15 protein-coding genes are annotated in these 17,177 nt (G+C 66.5%); 11 read left to right on the forward strand and 4 right to left on the reverse strand.

Annotation, left to right across the window (positions count from 1 at the left end):
- The first annotated feature begins 16 nt into the window (after positions 1–16).
- Genes IC762_RS20260 through nadC form a run of 5 tightly spaced genes read left to right on the forward strand, consistent with a single transcriptional unit; the run spans position 17 to position 4,807 of the window.
- Positions 17–418 carry a hypothetical protein gene (locus IC762_RS20260; RefSeq protein WP_195784016.1) on the forward strand — a complete coding sequence of 134 codons (402 nt, stop codon included), beginning with the start codon at positions 17–19 and terminating at the stop codon, positions 416–418.
- A 14-nt stretch (positions 419–432) separates the two neighbouring features.
- Positions 433–1,371 carry an NUDIX hydrolase gene (locus IC762_RS20265; protein ID WP_195784017.1) on the forward strand — a complete coding sequence of 313 codons (939 nt, stop codon included), beginning with the start codon at positions 433–435 and terminating at the stop codon, positions 1,369–1,371.
- A gap of 54 nt (positions 1,372–1,425) precedes the next feature.
- Positions 1,426–2,412 carry a quinolinate synthase NadA gene (nadA, locus tag IC762_RS20270; RefSeq protein WP_195784018.1) on the forward strand — a complete coding sequence of 329 codons (987 nt, stop codon included), beginning with the start codon at positions 1,426–1,428 and terminating at the stop codon, positions 2,410–2,412.
- Positions 2,409–3,959 carry an L-aspartate oxidase gene (locus IC762_RS20275; protein ID WP_195784019.1) on the forward strand — a complete coding sequence of 517 codons (1,551 nt, stop codon included), beginning with the start codon at positions 2,409–2,411 and terminating at the stop codon, positions 3,957–3,959. Before nadA ends, IC762_RS20275 begins: the two co-directional genes overlap by 4 nt.
- Entirely contained in the window at positions 3,956–4,807 is an 852-nt protein-coding gene (gene nadC / locus IC762_RS20280) for a carboxylating nicotinate-nucleotide diphosphorylase (protein WP_195784020.1), read from the forward strand. The genes IC762_RS20275 and nadC overlap by 4 nt, the downstream gene beginning before the upstream one ends.
- On the opposite strand, the gene IC762_RS20285 is transcribed toward nadC, so the two are convergent.
- Entirely contained in the window at positions 4,808–5,893 is a 1,086-nt protein-coding gene (locus tag IC762_RS20285) for a COX15/CtaA family protein (protein ID WP_195784021.1), read from the reverse strand.
- Positions 5,894–5,988: 95 nt separating this feature from the next.
- On the opposite strand from IC762_RS20285, the gene IC762_RS20290 reads away from it, so the two are divergent.
- Positions 5,989–6,198 carry a DUF2842 domain-containing protein gene (locus IC762_RS20290; RefSeq protein WP_016844954.1) on the forward strand — a complete coding sequence of 70 codons (210 nt, stop codon included), beginning with the start codon at positions 5,989–5,991 and terminating at the stop codon, positions 6,196–6,198.
- On the opposite strand, the gene IC762_RS20295 is transcribed toward IC762_RS20290, so the two are convergent.
- Entirely contained in the window at positions 6,195–7,223 is a 1,029-nt protein-coding gene (locus IC762_RS20295; protein WP_195784022.1) for a polysaccharide deacetylase family protein, read from the reverse strand. The two genes, IC762_RS20290 and IC762_RS20295, sit on opposite strands and share 4 nt — an antisense overlap.
- A gap of 162 nt (positions 7,224–7,385) precedes the next feature.
- Here IC762_RS20295 and IC762_RS20300 point away from each other — a divergent pair, with 162 nt between their 5' ends.
- Positions 7,386–8,579: a GNAT family N-acetyltransferase gene (locus IC762_RS20300; RefSeq protein WP_195784023.1), complete on the forward strand. Its 1,194-nt coding sequence runs from the start codon at positions 7,386–7,388 to the stop codon at positions 8,577–8,579.
- 20 nt (positions 8,580–8,599) lie between these two features.
- Here IC762_RS20300 and IC762_RS20305 read toward each other — a convergent pair whose 3' ends face one another.
- On the reverse strand, positions 8,600–9,538 hold the full coding sequence (locus IC762_RS20305; RefSeq protein WP_195784024.1) for a LysR family transcriptional regulator: 939 nt from the start codon (positions 9,536–9,538) through the stop codon (positions 8,600–8,602).
- Between the two features lie 219 nt (positions 9,539–9,757).
- On the opposite strand from IC762_RS20305, the gene IC762_RS20310 reads away from it, so the two are divergent.
- The gene (locus IC762_RS20310; protein ID WP_195784025.1) at positions 9,758–11,086 is read left to right on the forward strand and encodes an MFS transporter; all 1,329 of its coding nucleotides are present in this window, start codon (positions 9,758–9,760) and stop codon (positions 11,084–11,086) included.
- 16 nt (positions 11,087–11,102) lie between these two features.
- On the opposite strand, the gene IC762_RS20315 is transcribed toward IC762_RS20310, so the two are convergent.
- Entirely contained in the window at positions 11,103–13,469 is a 2,367-nt protein-coding gene (locus IC762_RS20315) for a GumC family protein (protein ID WP_195784026.1), read from the reverse strand.
- Between the two features lie 177 nt (positions 13,470–13,646).
- On the opposite strand from IC762_RS20315, the gene IC762_RS20320 reads away from it, so the two are divergent.
- From IC762_RS20320 to IC762_RS20330, 3 genes are all read left to right on the forward strand, one after another.
- Positions 13,647–14,237 (forward strand): polysaccharide biosynthesis/export family protein, encoded by a 591-nt coding sequence (locus tag IC762_RS20320; protein ID WP_195784027.1) that lies wholly within the window; start codon positions 13,647–13,649, stop codon positions 14,235–14,237.
- Positions 14,238–14,239: 2 nt separating this feature from the next.
- Entirely contained in the window at positions 14,240–15,391 is a 1,152-nt protein-coding gene (locus IC762_RS20325) for a glycosyltransferase family 4 protein (RefSeq protein ID WP_195784028.1), read from the forward strand.
- A 114-nt stretch (positions 15,392–15,505) separates the two neighbouring features.
- Positions 15,506–17,044 (forward strand): undecaprenyl-phosphate glucose phosphotransferase, encoded by a 1,539-nt coding sequence (locus IC762_RS20330; protein ID WP_195784029.1) that lies wholly within the window; start codon positions 15,506–15,508, stop codon positions 17,042–17,044.
- Positions 17,045–17,177 lie beyond the last annotated feature (133 nt).

Genomic DNA, 17,177 nt, shown 5'->3' on the forward strand with positions numbered 1-17,177 from the left:
ATTCGGGAGACCATTGATGCTGCGCCTCATATTGCCGCTTGCGATCGCACTATCGGCGATCCCGCCCGCTGACGCCGCCGACAGCCTCGCCGTTCCCGCCGTCAAGGCCGCACGCCAGCTTCCGCCCGGCCTGCCCCGGCGGCCCTACGCCTACCGCACCACGATCGCGCCGCCGACCTATGTCCGGCGCGGGCGCCAGCTCGTTGTGGTCGAGCCGAAAGTGGTGGTGGTGCCGCTGAACGCGGACCCGCAAATCCCGTTCGTGCGTGGCGAGCCGCTGCTGCCGGGATCCGCCGCACTGCCCGGCTATTACGGCGATGCGCGCTCCTACAGCTATCTCGGCCCGTATTACGGCGGCGCCTATGTCGATTATTCGGACCGCCTGCCCTATGCCTGCGGCATCTACGGCTACTGCTAGCGCGGGACGATCGCGTGGCACGATCGCCGCAGAAACCCAGCATATCAGGCAATGCCATCACCGCCGACCTCGTCGCGGTGCTGGTCGCCGTCACCGACGGCACGCCTGAGATCATGACCATCGCGGGCGGCTCGGCGCTGCCCAGCGGCCCGTTCGAATTCAGCCACCGTTCGCTGCAGACGGCGCTGCGGGCCTGGGTCGAGACCCAGACCGGCCATCCGCTCGGTTATGTCGAGCAGCTCTACACGTTCGCCGACCGAGGCCGCTCCGGCGACGTCAAGGCGCCGCACAGCGTCTCCATCAGCTATCTCGGCCTCACCCGCGAGGACCAGGTCGGTCAGGGTTTCGAGGCGCATTGGTTCGCCTGGTACGACTATTTCCCCTGGGAGGACCATCGCGCCGGCGCACCGGCCTGTATCGCCAAGCTGATTGCGCCGAAGCTGAAGGCGTGGGCGAAAGCGGCACCGTCGCCAACGCTGCAACGCGAGCGCTGGCAGCGCTGCGCCATCACCTTCGGCCTCGACGACCGCGGCTGGAACGAAGAGCTGGTGCTGCAGCGCTATGAGCTACTCTGGGAGGCAGGACTGATCCCGGAGGCAGGCCGCGATACACGGCTCATCCCCGGCAAGCCGATGACCGCAGATCATCGCCGCATCCTCGCCACCGGGATTGCGCGGCTGCGCGCCAAAATCAAATACCGCCCGGTGGTGTTCGAGCTGATGCCGGCAGAGTTCACCCTGCTGCAACTGCAACGCAGTGTTGAGGCGCTCGCAGGCCGGCTGGTCCACAAGCAGAATTTCCGCCGCCTCATCGAACAGCAGGAACTCGTTGAAGAGACTGGCGCAATCGCGGCGGACACGGTCGGCCGCCCGGCCAAGCTGTTCCGCTTCCGCCACGCCGTGCTTGCCGAACGCGCCGTCGCCGGCACCAAGCTGCCGCTAACACGCACTTGACAGGCCTTATGCTCAGGATAAGTATAAGCCATCTTATGCTCATGGAGAGTATAAATGGCATCCCTCGATACCGCACTGCTCGAACGCACGGCGCCGCTCTATGAACGGGTCAAGCGCGTCATCCCGCCCTTCGAATGGGCCACCTTCGCCGAGGACGTCGACGCCATCCTCGACCTGAAACGCCGCCGCAATGCGGTGGTGCTGGCGCACAATTACCAGACGCCGGAGATCTTCCACGGCGTCGCCGATATCGTCGGCGACAGCCTCTTGCTGGCGCGCGAAGCCACGAAAGTCGACGCCGACATCATCGTGCTCGCCGGCGTGCACTTCATGGCCGAAACGGCGAAGCTGCTCAATCCGGCCAAGACCGTGCTGATCCCCGACCTCCGGGCCGGTTGCTCGCTGGCGGATTCCATCACGCCCGCGGATGTGCGGCTGATGCGGGCGCGCTATCCGGATGCGCCCGTGGTCGCCTACGTCAACACCTCGACCGCGGTGAAGGCGGAGTCCGATATCTGCTGCACCTCGGGCAATGCGCTGAAGGTCGTGGAATCGCTGGATGCCGAACGCGTCATCATGCTGCCGGATGAATATCTGGCGCAGAATATCGCCAAGCAGACCAGCAAGAAGATCATCGCTTGGAAAGGCCACTGCGAGGTGCACGAGCTGTTCACCGCCGAGGACGTGCGTCAGCTGCGTGAGGATCATCCCAACGTGACTGTCCTGGCGCATCCGGAATGCCCGCCCGAGGTCGTCGCTGAAGCAGACTTTTCGGGTTCGACGGCTGCGATGCAGTCCTTTGTCGAGACCAAGCGTCCGCCGCGCGTCGTGCTGCTGACGGAGTGCTCGATGAGCGACAACATCGCCGCGGGGCATCCGGATGTCGAGTTCGTCCGGCCCTGCAATCTCTGCCCCCACATGAAGCGGATCACGCTGAAAAACATCCGCCACGCGCTGGAAACCAACCAGCACGAGGTGACGATCGATCCCGCAATCGCCGACCGCGCGCGAAAAAGCGTCGAAAGGATGCTGGCGCTATGAGCACTGATATCTCCGATCTCGCCGACAGTGCCGTCATCATCGGTGGCGGCGCCGCGGGCCTCATGACGGCGCTTGAGCTCGTGCCCAGGCCCGTCGTGCTGCTGTCGAAATCGCCGCTCGGTGCCGAAGCCTCCAGCATGTGGGCGCAAGGCGGCCTCGCGGCTGCTGTCGGCGCCGACGACAGCCCTGCCCTGCACTTCGCCGACACGCTCGCCGCCGGCGCCGGCCTTTGCGACGAGGCGGCGGCATCCAGAATCGTCCATGCTGCGCCCGATGCGGTAGAGCGGCTGGAAAAACTCGGCGTCGCCTTCGATCGTCGCGCCGACGGCAGTTGGCGCCTCGGGCTGGAGGCAGCGCATGGCCGCAACCGTATCGTGCACGCCACCGGCGACGGCACCGGCCGCGAGATCATGCGGGCATTGATCGCGGCAGTGCGCCGCACGCCATCAATCACGCTGCTGGAAGGTATCGAGGCGCGCCGGCTGCTGGTCGAAGACAATGCGGTCAACGGCGTGCTGGCGGCTTCCAGCGATGGTGCGCTGACGCTTGCGACCAATCGCGTGGTGATCGCGACCGGCGGCATCGGCGGGCTGTTCGCCGACAGCACCAATCCGGGCGGCTGCTTCGGTCAGGGCCTCGCGCTTGCAGCCCATGCCGGCGCAAGATTGTCGGACCTCGAATTCGTCCAGTTTCATCCGACCGCCTTCGACGGGCCATCGCGGCCGATGCCGCTGTTGACCGAGGCGATCCGCGGCGACGGCGCTGACCTGATCGACGAGACCGGACGGCGCTTCATGGCGGACCAGGCGGGCGCCGAGCTCGCGCCGCGCGACATCGTCGCGCGCGCCGTGTGGCGCCACCGCGCCGACGGGCATCGCACCTTCCTCGACGCGCGCAGGCATCCGGGTGCGGATTTCGGACAGCGCTATCCCGTGATCAGCGCGTTCTGCAAGATGGCTGGCATCGATCCCGCCAATGATCCGATCCCGATCCGGCCGGCGGTGCATTACCACATGGGCGGTATCGCGGTTGATGGTGAAGGGCGCAGCACGGTGCAGGGTCTCTGGGCCTGCGGCGAAGCGGCCCGCACCGGACTGCACGGTGCCAATCGCCTCGCCAGCAACTCGCTGATGGAAGCGATCGTCTGCGCGCGCTGGGTCGCCGCAAGCGTCGACAGCGTGGATGCAGGCCCGCGCGCGATGCTGCGCGACGAAGCCATGCCGCCGGCCGCCGATCCCTTGGCCGTGCGGCCGATCCTCACCCAGGGATTAGGCGTGCTGCGCGACCGCGACGGCATCGCACGCACGGTCCGCGGCCTCGCTCCGCTTGCCCGCGGTCAGGGCGCGACGTCCGATCCGGCGCTGGTCGGGTTGATGATCGCGGTCGCTGCGATCAAGCGCGAAGAGAGCCGCGGCGGCCATTTCCGCAGCGATTTTCCGGACACGGCGGCGTCGGCCGTCCCGTCGTCCCTCACCCGCACCGAGGCGCTCGCCGCCGTGCGCGACATCGTCGAAACCGTTCTAACCGCCAGGAGTGCCCGCTCATGACCCTCAATCCCCTGTTGCCGCTGTTGTATGAACCGATCGTGCAGGCGGCGCTGCGTGAAGATCTCGGCCGTGCCGGCGACATCACGGCGGATGCGATCGTGCCGGCCGCCCAGCAGGCCCGGCTGGTGATGCGGGCGCGCCAGCCCGGCGTGGTCGCCGGCCTCGACGTCGCGCGTTGCGCGTTCCAGAACGTATCGCCGAGGGTCGAACTTCGCGCCGAGCGGCCCGATGGCAGCGCCGTCGAACCCGACCAGGTGATCGCGATCATCGATGGTCCGGCCCGCAGCCTGCTCACCGCGGAGCGGACCGCGCTCAACTTCCTCTGCCATCTCAGCGGCGTCGCGACCGCAACCGCAACGCTGGTCAAGGCCGTCGCGGGCACCCGCGCGCAGATCGTCTGCACCCGCAAGACCACGCCGGGGCTTCGTACGCTCGAGAAATACGCGGTTCGCGCCGGCGGCGGCGGCAATCACCGCTTCGGGCTCGACGATGCCGTGCTGATCAAGGACAACCACATCGCGCTCGCCGGCGGCATCCGCCCCGCGATCGAGCGTGCCAAGGCGAATGTCGGCCACCTCGTGAAGATCGAGGTCGAGGTCGACACGCTGGCGCAGCTCGAGGAGGCGCTGGGGCTCAACGTGGATGCCGTGCTGCTCGACAACATGACGACCGAGCAGCTTGCGCGGGCCGTCGACATGGCACGGGGCAAGGCGATCACCGAAGCCTCGGGGCGGATCACCGCGGCGACCGCGCAAGCAATCGCTGCGACCGGCGTCGACCTGATTTCAGTCGGCTGGGTGACCCACAGCTCGGCAGCACTGGATATCGGGCTCGACTATCTGTCGTGATCAGCCGGGCTGGCCGGCCGGGACGAGTTTCGGCTGCTCCCGTTCGGTCCGCCGCGCGGCAAGCCGCTCGGCCTGCAGCACCGCAAGCGTCAGCACCAGGATCGCGACCGCCTGGTGCGTCAGCGCCAGATCGATCGGCACCTGATGCAGCAGCGTCAGGATGCCGAGCGTCGCCTGCAGCGTGATCGCTGCAACCAGCCACCACGCACCCGCGATCACGCCGCCCCCGGCGCGCGACCGCACGGCGTCGACTGTGTGCGCGATCGCCAGCGCGAACAGGAGATACGCGGTCATGCGATGCTCGAACTGCACCGTCAGCGTGTTGTCGAACAGATTGCGCCACCATGGCGCCTCGAACCAGAGACGATCAGCCGCCGGAATCAAGCCGCCGTCGATGTCCGGCCAGGTGTTGTAGACCCGGCCCGCACGCAGGCCCGCGACCAGCGCGCCGAAATAGAGCTGCACGAAGGTCAATACCAGCAGCACCGTGCTCGCGATCTTCAGCCTGACCGGCGCGAGCACCGGCGGACGGTCCGTCAACCGCCGCAGCGTCCAGACGATCGCGGCGAAGATCAGGAGCGCCAGCACCAGATGCGTCGCGAGCCGATATTGCGACACCTCGACGCGCTCCGAGAGCCCCGATGCCACCATCCACCAGCCGACCGCGCCCTGCAGTGCGCCGAGACCGAAGATCACCCACAACCGCCGCCCGAGCTCGCCGCTGACGGCGCCGCGCCACAGGAAGAACAAGAACGGCAGCAGATAGGCCATGCCGATGAAGCGGCCGAGCAGCCGGTGGCTCCATTCCCACCAGAAGATGGTCTTGAACTCGGCGAGCGTCATCCCGGCGTTGAGCTCGCGATATTGCGGGATCGCCTTATAGCCGTCGAACGCCTGGGTCCACTGCGCCTCGGTCAGCGGCGGCAGCGCGCCGGTCACCGGCTTCCATTCGACGATCGACAGGCCCGACTCGGTGAGCCGCGTCGCGCCGCCGACCAGCACCATCAGCGCGATCAGGGCGGCGACCGCGATCAGCCAGACCCGGACGGCGTGGAGATGCGATGCTTTTGCTGAAATACAGGCCATTTCGCCCTGGCTTGATTGGATTTTCGCGCCCCTTATAGTCCGCCCCGCACGCGGCGCAAGCGCCGCAGAAATCACGAGTTTGCCCACGATCAGCCATGGCCATACGCACCCGCAAACTGCTCGGAACCATTTTCCTGCTCATCCTGGTGGTGGTGTGGTCGCTGCTCGGCATGACGGTGGCGCAAACGCCGTGGCTCGCCAATTCGGGGCTGTTGCAGGCGATCTTCTACGTGGTTGCCGGCCTCGGCTGGGTGCTGCCCGCGATGCCGATCGTCGCCTGGATGTCGCGGCCCGACCGCGCTTAGGGTGCACTGCCGTCCCGCGCGCTCCGCGTCGGCTGCACTGGCGCGAACATGATGCCGGACAGCAGCACGCGCATCATGCGCAGCGAGCGCTGGCGCCCGTCCCAGGCGATGCGCGGCAGCGCGTGGAGATTGGTGCGTCCCTGCGGCTGGACCACGCCCGGGATCGTCGTAACAGCGCTGGCAAAACCGGCCTCTTCGGCCATCACCACATGCGCCCGCCCAAACGCGCCGCGGTCTCCGAACGGAAAAGCGAAATGCCGGACGTCGCGCCGCAGCGCGCTTTCGGCGACGGCTTTGCCCATCGCCATCTCGCGCCGCGCATCGGCCTCGCCCAAGTTCGACAGCACCGGATAGTTCACGGTCGCGCTGCCGAACGTCACGTTCGGATCCGCCGCGAGCTTTGCCAGATCCTGCCAATCCAGCGATACGCTGCGCGACAACGCGGCGAGATCGACAGCATAGCGCTTGCCGAGATCGTTCATCGCATAGGACAGCTCAGCCGGCGCGAGCTTGCGCATCCCCTCGTACAGGAAATTGAACAGCTCGTATTTGTCCGACACGCCAGGAACGACGAAATGCTGCTCCCTTCCGTCGAGCATCAGGCTGATGCGGCTTTCGCGGGCAATGATGTCCTCGAGCGCCAGCCACCAGGGCTCGCCGACGCCATCGGGAAAGGCGGTCGGCAGATACACCGTGAAGGGAACGCCATGCCCGGCGAGCACCGGATAGGCATGGGTGATGAGATCCTTGCTGGCGCCGTCGAAGGTCAGGCAGGCGAAGCGCCGCCGCTCGGGCAGCGTGACGGCGCGGCGGCAGGCCTCGTCGATCCCGACGATGTCGTAGTTCCAGCGCTTCAGCGCATGCAGCGCGCGGTGCAGGAATTGCGGCGTGATCTCGCGGGACTTCAACGGCTGGAACCGGGCGCGGCGCGCCGGGCGGACCCGCGCGAAGCACAGGATCACGCCGGCACCGCCGATCTCGCGCCGCCGCAGCCGGAAGGCGCCGCTGAAATAGGCGAGCTCCATCCGGGCCCGCCGCAAAATCCCGCTGTCCGCCAAGGTCCCGCCCCCGTGCGGCGGCTCCCACACGCCGCCGCCGCATTGTTATTACTCTTTGTTGACAATTCCCTGCGATGGTCGCCCGAGCCGAGAACTGTAAATAAATAGCTAAAATAACCGGGTTCTGAGATGACCATGGCTGCGGCAGTGGAAGGCCAAACGGCAGGTGCGCGGACGTGGTCGAACGCCATCCGCATTGCGGGCGTCGACATCATTCACGATCTGGCTGCCGCCGAGTCGATCTGGCGCGGCTTTGAAACCTCGCAGCAATCGTTCACGCCCTATCAGCGCTTCGACTTCCTTGCCGCCTGGCAACAGCAGGTCGGCGAGCGCTGTGGCCTGCGCCCCTTCATCGTCGTCGCCCATGACAGCGAACGACGGCCGTTGCTGCTGCTGCCGCTTGCGATCGAATCCCATTTGGGCGCGCGCTGCGCGAGCTTCATGGGCGGCAAGCATGCGACCTTCAACATGGCGCTGTGCGACAAGGATTTCGCCGCCAACGCCACCGAGGCCGACCTCGCCGCCTTGATCACGATGCTGGCGGAACGGTCGCGCGTCGACGCGCTGGTGCTGCATCAGCAGCCGAAGCGCTGGCAGGACCTGCCGAACCCGCTGGCGCTGCTGCCGCACCAGCCTTCGGCCAATGATTGCCCGCTGCTGGTGATCGAGCCCGGAGCCGCGCCCGCGACCCTGATCAGCAACTCGTTCCGCCGCCGGCTGAAGGGCAAGGAACGCAAGCTGCAGCCGCTCGCCGGCTACCGTTATCATGTCGCGACCGAGAGCGTCGATATCTGCCGCCTGCTCGACTGGTTCTTCCAGGTCAAGCCGCAGCGCATGGCGGAGCAGAAGCTGCCGAACGTGTTCGCCGAGCCCGGCGTCGAGCGGTTCATCCGCGCCGCCTGCCTGACGCCGCGCACCGACGGCGGCGGCCGCATCATCGACATCCACGCGCTCGAATGCGACGACGAGGTGATCGCGATCTTCGCCGGCGTCGCCGACGGCCATCGCTTCTCGATGATGTTCAACACCTACACGATGTCGGGCAATGCCAAATACAGCCCCGGCCTGATCCTGATGCGCGACATCATCGATCGCTATGCCGGCGAGAACTACCGCGCCATCGACCTCGGCATCGGCTCGGACGAGTACAAGCGGCTGTTCTGCAAGGACGACGAAGCGATCTTCGACAGCTTCATTCCGCTCAGCCTGCGCGGACGGCTCGCGGGCAGTGCGCTGTCGGGCATCAATCGCGCCAAGCGCGCGGTGAAGCACAATCCCGCACTGCTCGAGATCGCGCAGAACCTGCGCAGCATGTTCCGCTGAAGACGGCGGGCGAGCACGCTTCAGCCGGATCGGCTGCCTGAGGCAGGCGCGCCGTTCGGCACGCCAAGCCGCAGCATCGCATCGAACACCAGCATCGCCGCCGGCGACAATTTGCGCTTGCGCAGCTTCATCAGCCCGTAGCTCTCCAGCATGAGCTGGTCCTTGATGCGCAGCCGCTTGAAGCGCTGCGGATCGACCAGATCGAACACGAGCATGGGGACCGGCACGATCGCGTCGATTCCCGCCGCGATGCCGATCGATGCGAAGAAGGATTCGGTGTTGATCACCCGCCGTGGCGGTGTGACGCCGCGGCTGTAGAACAGCCGCTCCAGCGCCTGGCGCAGGAAGGATTCCCGCGGCTGGCAGATCCATTGCAGGTCGATCATCTCGGCGAGATCGACGCTGTCGCGGCAAGCCAGCGGATGCTCGGCGCGAACCAGCAGTGCCGCCTCCTCGGCGCCGATCTCGTGATAGTCGAACTGGCCGGGATCGACGCCGGCCGGAATCCGCGCAATGACGAAATCGAACTCCAGCGCGAGCAGGCGCTCGACCAGCGGCGGGCTGGTGCTGACGTCGAGCGAGATGTTGACGCGGTCGAGCTTGTTGCCGAGATACTGCATAACATCGATGACGAGATCGGCGCAGGCTCTGGCGACCGTGCCCACGGACACCGTACCGAGCTCGCCCGACTTGTAACCGGCGAATTCATCGGTCACCTGGTCGAGATCGGCCAGCACGCTCCTGCCGCCGCGGACCAGGATCGCGCCATATTCCGTGGGTTCGACCCCGCGCGCGGTCCGCTCGAACAGCGGAACGCGCGCCACCGCTTCGATCTCGGCGAGCATCTTGGATGCCGCCGACTGGGTGATGTTGAGGCGCTCGGCCGCCAGTTGCAGCTTGCGCGCATCGTCGAGCGCGACCAGCAGGCGCAGCTGCCGCAATTTGAGATCTCTGATCACGCCCTGTCACCATCCTCCCCGGCAAGTTCCAGCGTTCATGCCGCGATGCATCATGACAGTTTTGCCGTGGCTCCATTCCCAAATGCCATTAGTCACGCGACCGCCGATTACACAACAATGAACGCATCGCTTGCAAGGGCAAGCGGGCAGACGCAAGCCGTGCGCGAAAGTGCTGCGGCCTTGTGGCATGCCAAACCAAAAACGGGAGGGACGGACACGATGAGCGACGATGTCGAGAGCCGCGCGATCGGAAAGATGATGCGCCGGCTGATCCCGTTCCTAGTGCTGTGTTATTTCGTGGCCTATCTCGACCGCGTCAATGTCGGCTTCGCCAAGCTGCACATGAACACCGCGCTCGGGCTGAGCGAGGCGGCCTACGGGCTCGGTGCGGGCCTGTTTTTCATCGGCTACTTCTTCTTCGAGGTGCCCTCCAATATCCTGCTGGAAAAGTTTGGCGCGCGGCGCTGGATCGCCCGCATCATGATCAGCTGGGGCATCGTCTCGGCGGCGTTCGCGTTCATCCCGTCGATGTCGACGGCGAGCGGCATCTCGAGCGAATGGATCTTCTACTTCCTGCGCCTCCTGCTCGGCGCCTGCGAGGCCGGCTTCTTCCCCGGCATCATCTTCTATCTCACGCTCTGGTTCCCGAGCATCTATCGCGCCCGGGTCATCAGCCTGTTCATGCTGGCGATTCCGTTCTCGAGCATCGTCGGATCGCCGATCTCGGGACTGTTGCTCAATCTGGAAGGCTTCCACCTGCAGGGCTGGCAGTGGCTGTTCATCTGCGAAGCGCTGCCGTCGGTGCTGGTCGGCTTCGCCGTGCTCGTCTTCCTGCCCGACTTCCCGCGCCAGGCGCATTGGCTGCAGCCGGACGAGATCAAGTGGATCCAGAGCACCCTTGACGTCGAGCGGCAGCGAACCGAGGCCGTCGAGCACATCTCGATCATGCAGTCGATGACCGATTCCCGCGTGCTGGCGTGTGCGCTGATCTACTTCTGCCTCAACGCGGCAGGCTATGGCGTGGCATTCTTCCTGCCGACCATCATCAAGGCGTTCGGCGTCACCGACACCCAGACCGGCCTCATCGCCGCTTTGCCCTTCGTGTTCGGGGCGATCGGCATGGTGGTGCTGGGTCGCCATTCCGACAAGACGGGCGAACGGAAGTACCATGTCGCGGGGGCGCTGACGCTCGCGGCGGTCGGCATCGGCCTGGCCGGGCTGGTGTCGAGCCCGGTGCTGATCGTCGGCCTGCTCTGCCTGGCCCAGATCGGCGTCTCGGCGGTGCCGCCGATGTTCTGGCCGATGCCGGCCGGTATCCTGACCGGGGCCTCGGCTGCGGCGGGAATTGCCGCGATCAACTCGCTCGGCAATCTCTCGGGCTTCGCCGGCCCCTTCGCCATGGGCTATCTCAAGGACGTGACGGGCGGATTCACCGCGGGCCTGCTGCTGCTCGCCGTGGTCGGGCTGATCGGCGCGCTGGTCGCAATCCGGCTGCGGATCGATCCGGTGCTCGAGCGAGCCGCGCGCGCTCCCGTGATGGCGCATTGACCTCGGCTGGTGGCGGTCAGGCCGCCACCACCCGCGGGCCCGGTGCGACGACTTCCGATGGCTTGCTCAGCGTCGTGACCTCTGAGAAGCCGACGGCCCGGAGCTGATCGGCCATCAGGCGCCGCGCATCCTGCGCCATCGCGGCGTCGGGCACCACGACGGCCTGCGCGCCCGAGGTCAGCAGATCGGCCGGCAGGTCGACGGCCGATCCGGCGTCGAGCAGCACGTGATCATAGACCCTGAGCAACGCATCGATCGCGACCGTCAGGCGCGGCGACTGCAGATGCGCGCGATCGAAGCCCGGACGTCCGGCGCTGACCAGCTGAACCCGCGACTGCCTATCCCTGGTGATGATCTGCGCAAACGTCGCCTCGCCCAGCATCAGCTCGGCAAGGCCCGGCGCGGCCGGATCGACCGAGGCCGCAGCCAGCGCCGGCGAGGACGCGACGAGATCGACCACCACCACCTTGGCCTGCCGCGCCATCAGGCGGGCCAGCACCAGCGCGGTCTGCGTGACGCTCTCGCCGGCCGCCGTGCCGAGCACCGTGACCTTGCGGGCGGCGGCGCCGGCTTCGAGCAGATGCGCGGCAACGTCGTCGATTTCGCTCGCCAGCGCGGCAGGTGCCGGCGGCTCGCTAAGCGCGCGCTCGGGGACCGCGACCGGTTCGAGCGGCAATTCGGGCTGCCGTGGCAATTCGGGCGCGGCCGCCATTGCGGGCGCGAGTGACGGCTCGGGCCTGAACGAGGGTCTCGGCGCCGGCTCATCCTCGACCACGGTCTCCAAGACCGGCTCGATGACCGGTTCGATGACCGGCTCGCGACGCTTCGCCGTTGCCGCCATGGCGCGGGTGACCGCCGAAGGCGCCGACATCCGCAGCAACTCGCCGGTGATGACGATGCCTGCTGACAGCAGCAGCGTCGCCAGCGTCGCGATCAGCACGATCGGCAGCTTCTTCGGATAGGCCGGGATGTTGGAGACGGTGGCGCGCGAGATGATGCGGCCGTCGGTCGGCGCGGCCTCGATGTTCTCGCGCGCGGTGGCCTCGCGATACTTGGCCAGATAAGCCTCCAGCAGATCGCGTTGCGCCCGCGCCTCGCGTTCGAGCGCACGCAGCTGCACGTCCTGGGTGTTGCTGGACGAGGCCTGCTTCTTCGATTGGTCGAGGCCCGCCTGCAGCGCCTGCACACGGCCGTCGGCGACACGGGCGTCGTTATCGAGCGAGCGCGAGATCTTGCCGGCTTCCTCGCGCAGCTGCCCGTCGAGATCGGCGATCTGTGCCTTCAATTCCTTGATGCGCGGATGGTTGGCGAGCAAGGTCGAGGATTGCTCGGCAAGCTGCGCGCGCAGCGTGCCGCGCTGCTCGGCGAGCCTGCGGATCAGCTCGGAGCTGAGCACCTCGGAGGCCTCGATCGGCTTGCCGCTTTGCAGCATCTCGCGAATCAGCCGCGCCTTGGTCTCGGCATCCGCCTTCAGCGCGCGGGCATTGTTGAGCTGGGTGTTCAGCTCGCCCATCTGCTGGTTCGACAGCGGGATGTTGTTGGTGCCGACGAACAGGCTCGACTTCGAGCGGAATTCCTCGACCTTCGAATCCGCGTCTGCGACCTTGCCGCGCAGCTTGTCGATCTCGCCGAGCAGCCAGGTGCTGGCGGATTTGGCCTGATCCTGCCGCGAGGCCTGCTGCAGCACCAGATAGCCGTCGGCGATCGAGTTGGCGACGCGGGCGGCGAGATCGGGATCCTCGGACTGAAATTCGATCACGATGACGCGCGACTTGTCGACCGCGTAGGCCTGGAAGCGCTCATAATAGGAATCGAGCACGCGCTCTTCGGGCGTCAGCGTGAACGGGTCACGGCCGATGCCGAACAGCGCCAGCACCGATTTCAACGGCGAGAAGCCCTTGAGCACCGGATCGAACTCCGGGCGCTCGGCGAGCTTGTTCTTCTTGATGATCTCGCGCGCGAGGTCGCGCGACAGCAACAGCTGCACCTGGCTGGTCACCGCCTCGGCATCGAGCGCGGTGCGCTCGGTGTCACGCTCGCCGTTCGGCCGGAGGAAGGCATTCTCGCGGTTGTCGACCAGGATGCGCGCTTCGGACTTGTAGCGCGGCGTGACGAGGTTGACGGCGGCGAGCGACAGCGCGAACACCAGCACGGTCGGCACGACGATCCAGCCGCGCCGCCGCGCCAGCGCGCGGCCGAGCACATGCAGATCGAGATCGTTGGTCTCGGATACACGAACGGATCTGGTTGGAGCAGGATCGACCGGCGGTTTCGGCGGCACGAACTTCGCCGCAACAGGCTCGCCGGCAGCGAGCGCCGATTTCGGCAACGCCCGCTGCACGACGGCCTTGTCCTTGTCCCTACGCCAGAATGCAAAGCGCATCACACACTCCCGCGAACGCCGCGACTCCACCTCAACTGGCGCGATTACACTCCATTAAGGTTGCCGCTGGGTTAATCGGCACGCTGGCGGGCAAAGCCGTCGCAGCGATATCCGTCATGCTTTGTTAACCATGAGCGCCGTTAATCAGGGCTGATATTGCCCGCAGGATTCCCCGACATGCGCGGTCCGCGCACCTTCATTCCCTGTCTGATTGCTGCGCTCGCACTGTCGGGCTGCATGAGCACGACCGGCCCGGTCGCGCTTGCGCCCGCGCCGATCGCCTATGCCGATCCCGGCGCCCCGGGCAATGACGGCTATCACCTCGGCCCCGGCGACAGGCTGCGCGTCGTGGTCTACGGCCAGGAAGGCCTCACCAATTCCTACGCCATCGACGCCGCCGGCGCGATCACGATGCCGCTGATCGGTCCGGTGCCGGCGCAGGGCCGTACCCCGGCCGGGCTCGCCGCCGAGATCACCGGTCGGCTGCGTAATGGATTTATCCGTGAGCCGTCGGTTGCGGTCGAGATCGAGGCCTATCGTCCCTTCTTCATCCTCGGCGAGGTCGCAGCCCCCGGCCAATATCCCTATGTGCCCAACATGACGGTCGAGAGCGCGGTGGCAATCGCCGGCGGTTTCACATCGCGCGCCAAGCGCGATGCCGTCACCCTCACCCACACCGATGCGTCCGGCGCCGGCCGTTTCGTGGTGCCGCTCGGCACGCCGATGAGCCCCGGCGACACCGTATTCGTCAAAGAGCGCTGGTTCTGACCATGGCGCAAGACAACCAGGTGCAGACCTCGGACAGGCCGCTGCGCATCCTGCACGTCGTCCGCGCGCCGGTCGGCGGCATCTTCCGCCACATCCTCGACGTCGCCAACGGCCAGATCGAGCGCGGCCATCATGTCGGGATCGTCGCCGACAGCCTCACCGGCGGTTCGCGGGCCGATGTCGCGCTTGCCGAGATCGAGCCGCGCCTGAAGCTCGGCGTGCACCGGGTGGCGATCCGCCGCGAGCCGCGCTTCGCCGATTTCGCAGTCTGGATGCATATCGTTCGCCTGATCTGGAAGCTGAAGCCCGACGTCGTGCATGGCCACGGCGCCAAGGCCGGCGCCTATGTCCGGCTGCGGCGGCGCTCGAAAGAGGTCATCCGGGTCTACACGCCGCATGGCGGCTCGCTGCACTACCCGCTCGATACGCTGAAGGGCATGTTCTACAGCCAGCTCGAGCGCACGCTGAAGGACAGCACCGACCTGTTCCTGTTCGAGAGCGCGTTCGCCCGCAACACCTATCAGCGCACCGTCGGCGTGCCGAACAGCGGCGTCGTGCATTGCGTGTTCAACGGCGTCACGGCCGAGGAATTCGAGCCGATCGTCAAGGCCGACGATGCCACCGACGTGGCCTATGTCGGCGAGTTCAGGCGCATCAAGGGCGCCGACCTGCTGGTCGACGCCATCGCCAAGCTGCGCGCCGACGGCAAGCCGGTGACGCTCACGCTCGGCGGCGACGGCGAGGAGCTCGAGCGGCTGAAGGCGCAGGTCAAACGGCTGGCGCTCGAGGACGCCGTCCGCTTCATCGGCCACGTCAAGGCGCGCTACGGCTTCTCCAAGGGCAGCCTGCTCGTGGTTCCCTCGCGCGGCGATTCGATGCCCTATGTGGTGATCGAGGCCGCCGCCGCCGGCGTTCCGATGATCGCCGCCAATGTCGGCGGCATCCCGGAGATCTTCGACAGCCACACCGACGCACTGTTCGCGCCGAGCAATGTCAACGCGATGGCCGACGCCATCAAGGCCGCGCTCGATGATCCGGCGCGGACCGCGGCGCGGGCGCAAAAGCTGCGCGAGCGGATCTCGGAACATTTCTCGCAGAGCGCGATGGTCGAGGGCGTGCTGGCCGGCTATCGCGACGCGTTTGCGAAAAATTAACCACCCCTCACACCCGTAACCGTTTCTTCCGAATTTGTCCCGTTAAGTCCAGGCGGGGAATTTTGCCGCCGCGCTCGCATGCCCATTTGCATGCGCAGGAATGGACGTGGACACGTGGAACCGCTCAACGCTCGCTCGATGCTGGATGCCGCTGCGTCGGCGACATCAGGCCAGCCGCAGGTCGAACGCCGCAGGCGCCTGTCGCCGGCCGCGCTCGAAATCACCAATCAGAAAGTTCGCGGCGCTTATTCGCCGATCGTGATCGCCGGTGCCGTCCGCCTCGCCGATTTCGCGCTGCTCAGCGTGGTCGGCATCAGCCTCTATCTCGGTTACGTCCGGCCGCACTCCGGATTCTACTGGGGCTATGTCGCCGCAATCCTCGGCGTTGCGCTCGCCGCGGTGATCTGCTTCCAGGCCGCCGATATCTACGAGGTGCAGATCTTCCGCGGCCAGCTCCGCCAGATGACGCGGTTGATCTCGTCATGGACTTTCGTCTTCCTGCTGTTCATCGGCGCATCGTTCCTGGCCAAGCTCGGCGGCGAAGTGTCACGGGTCTGGCTGTCGTCGTTCTTCTTCATCGGCCTCACGGTCCTGATCGTCGAGCGGCTGGTGCTGCGCTCGCTGGTGCGGGCCTGGGCGCATGACGGGAGGCTCGACCGCCGCACCGTCATCGTCGGCGCCGACCAGAACGGCGAGCACCTGGTTTCCGCACTGAACGCGGAAGAGGACTCCGACATCCACGTGCTCGGCGTGTTCGACGACCGCAACGACGCCCGCGCCATGGACACCTGCGCCGGCAGTCCGAAGCTCGGCAAGGTCGACGACATCGTCGAATTCGCCCGCCGCACCCGCGTCGATCTCGTGCTGTTCGCGCTGCCGATCTCGGCGGAGACCCGCATCTTGGAGATGCTGAAGAAGCTGTGGGTGCTGCCGGTCGACATCCGGCTGTCGGCGCACACCAACAGGCTGCGCTTCCGCCCCCGCTCCTACTCCTATCTCGGCAAGGTGCCGACGCTCGACGTGTTCGAGGCGCCGATCACCGACTGGGACCTGGTGATGAAATGGCTGTTCGACCGCGTGGTCGGCGGCCTGGCCCTGCTCGCGGCGCTGCCGGTGCTCGGACTGGTGGCGCTCGCGGTGAAGCTCGACAGCCCCGGCCCGGTGCTGTTCCGCCAGAAGCGCTTCGGCTTCAACAACGAGCGGATCGACGTCTACAAGTTCCGCTCGCTCTATCACCATCAGGCCGATCCCACCGCTTCGAAGGTCGTGACCAAGAACGACCCGCGGGTCACCCGCGTCGGCCGCTTCATCCGCAAGACCTCGCTCGACGAGCTGCCGCAACTGTTCAATGTCGTGCTCAAGGGCAACCTGTCGCTTGTCGGCCCGCGCCCGCACGCCGTGCAGAGCAAGCTAGAGAACCGCCTGTTCGACGAAGCCGTCGACGGCTACTTCGCCCGCCACCGCGTCAAGCCCGGCATCACCGGCTGGGCGCAGATCAACGGCTGGCGCGGTGAAGTCGATACCGACGAGAAGATCCAGAAGCGCGTCGAGTTCGATCTGTATTACATCGAGAACTGGTCGGTGCTGTTCGACCTCTACATCCTGCTCAAGACCCCGTTCTCGTTGCTGACCAAGAACGAGAACGCGTACTGAGACCCGACTGCCGTCATTGCGAGCGCAGCGAAGCAATCCATGCCGCGGCTCGGAGATAGATGGATTGCTTCGTCGCTTCGCTCCTCGCAATGACGAGGCGACGGACTGAGTATTGTACCGAGTTGCGTGAGTA

It is taken from the genome of Bradyrhizobium genosp. L (genome assembly GCF_015624485.1).
Taxonomy (GTDB): Bacteria; Pseudomonadota; Alphaproteobacteria; order Rhizobiales; family Xanthobacteraceae; genus Bradyrhizobium.

Excerpts from the sequence above, each read along its gene's own strand:
- IC762_RS20260 (WP_195784016.1), top strand. The coding sequence starts at position 17 with ATGCTGCGCCTCATATTGCCGCTTGCGATCGCACTATCGGCGATCCCG.
- nadA (WP_195784018.1), top strand. The coding sequence starts at position 1,426 with ATGGCATCCCTCGATACCGCACTGCTCGAACGCACGGCGCCGCTCTAT.
- IC762_RS20275 (WP_195784019.1), top strand. The coding sequence starts at position 2,409 with ATGAGCACTGATATCTCCGATCTCGCCGACAGTGCCGTCATCATCGGT.
- nadC (WP_195784020.1), top strand. The coding sequence starts at position 3,956 with ATGACCCTCAATCCCCTGTTGCCGCTGTTGTATGAACCGATCGTGCAG.
- IC762_RS20285 (WP_195784021.1), bottom strand. The coding sequence starts at position 5,893 with ATGGCCTGTATTTCAGCAAAAGCATCGCATCTCCACGCCGTCCGGGTC.
- IC762_RS20290 (WP_016844954.1), top strand. The coding sequence starts at position 5,989 with ATGGCCATACGCACCCGCAAACTGCTCGGAACCATTTTCCTGCTCATC.
- IC762_RS20295 (WP_195784022.1), bottom strand. The coding sequence starts at position 7,223 with ATGGAGCTCGCCTATTTCAGCGGCGCCTTCCGGCTGCGGCGGCGCGAG.
- IC762_RS20300 (WP_195784023.1), top strand. The coding sequence starts at position 7,386 with ATGACCATGGCTGCGGCAGTGGAAGGCCAAACGGCAGGTGCGCGGACG.
- IC762_RS20310 (WP_195784025.1), top strand. The coding sequence starts at position 9,758 with ATGAGCGACGATGTCGAGAGCCGCGCGATCGGAAAGATGATGCGCCGG.
- IC762_RS20315 (WP_195784026.1), bottom strand. The coding sequence starts at position 13,469 with ATGCGCTTTGCATTCTGGCGTAGGGACAAGGACAAGGCCGTCGTGCAG.
- IC762_RS20320 (WP_195784027.1), top strand. The coding sequence starts at position 13,647 with ATGCGCGGTCCGCGCACCTTCATTCCCTGTCTGATTGCTGCGCTCGCA.
- IC762_RS20325 (WP_195784028.1), top strand. The coding sequence starts at position 14,240 with ATGGCGCAAGACAACCAGGTGCAGACCTCGGACAGGCCGCTGCGCATC.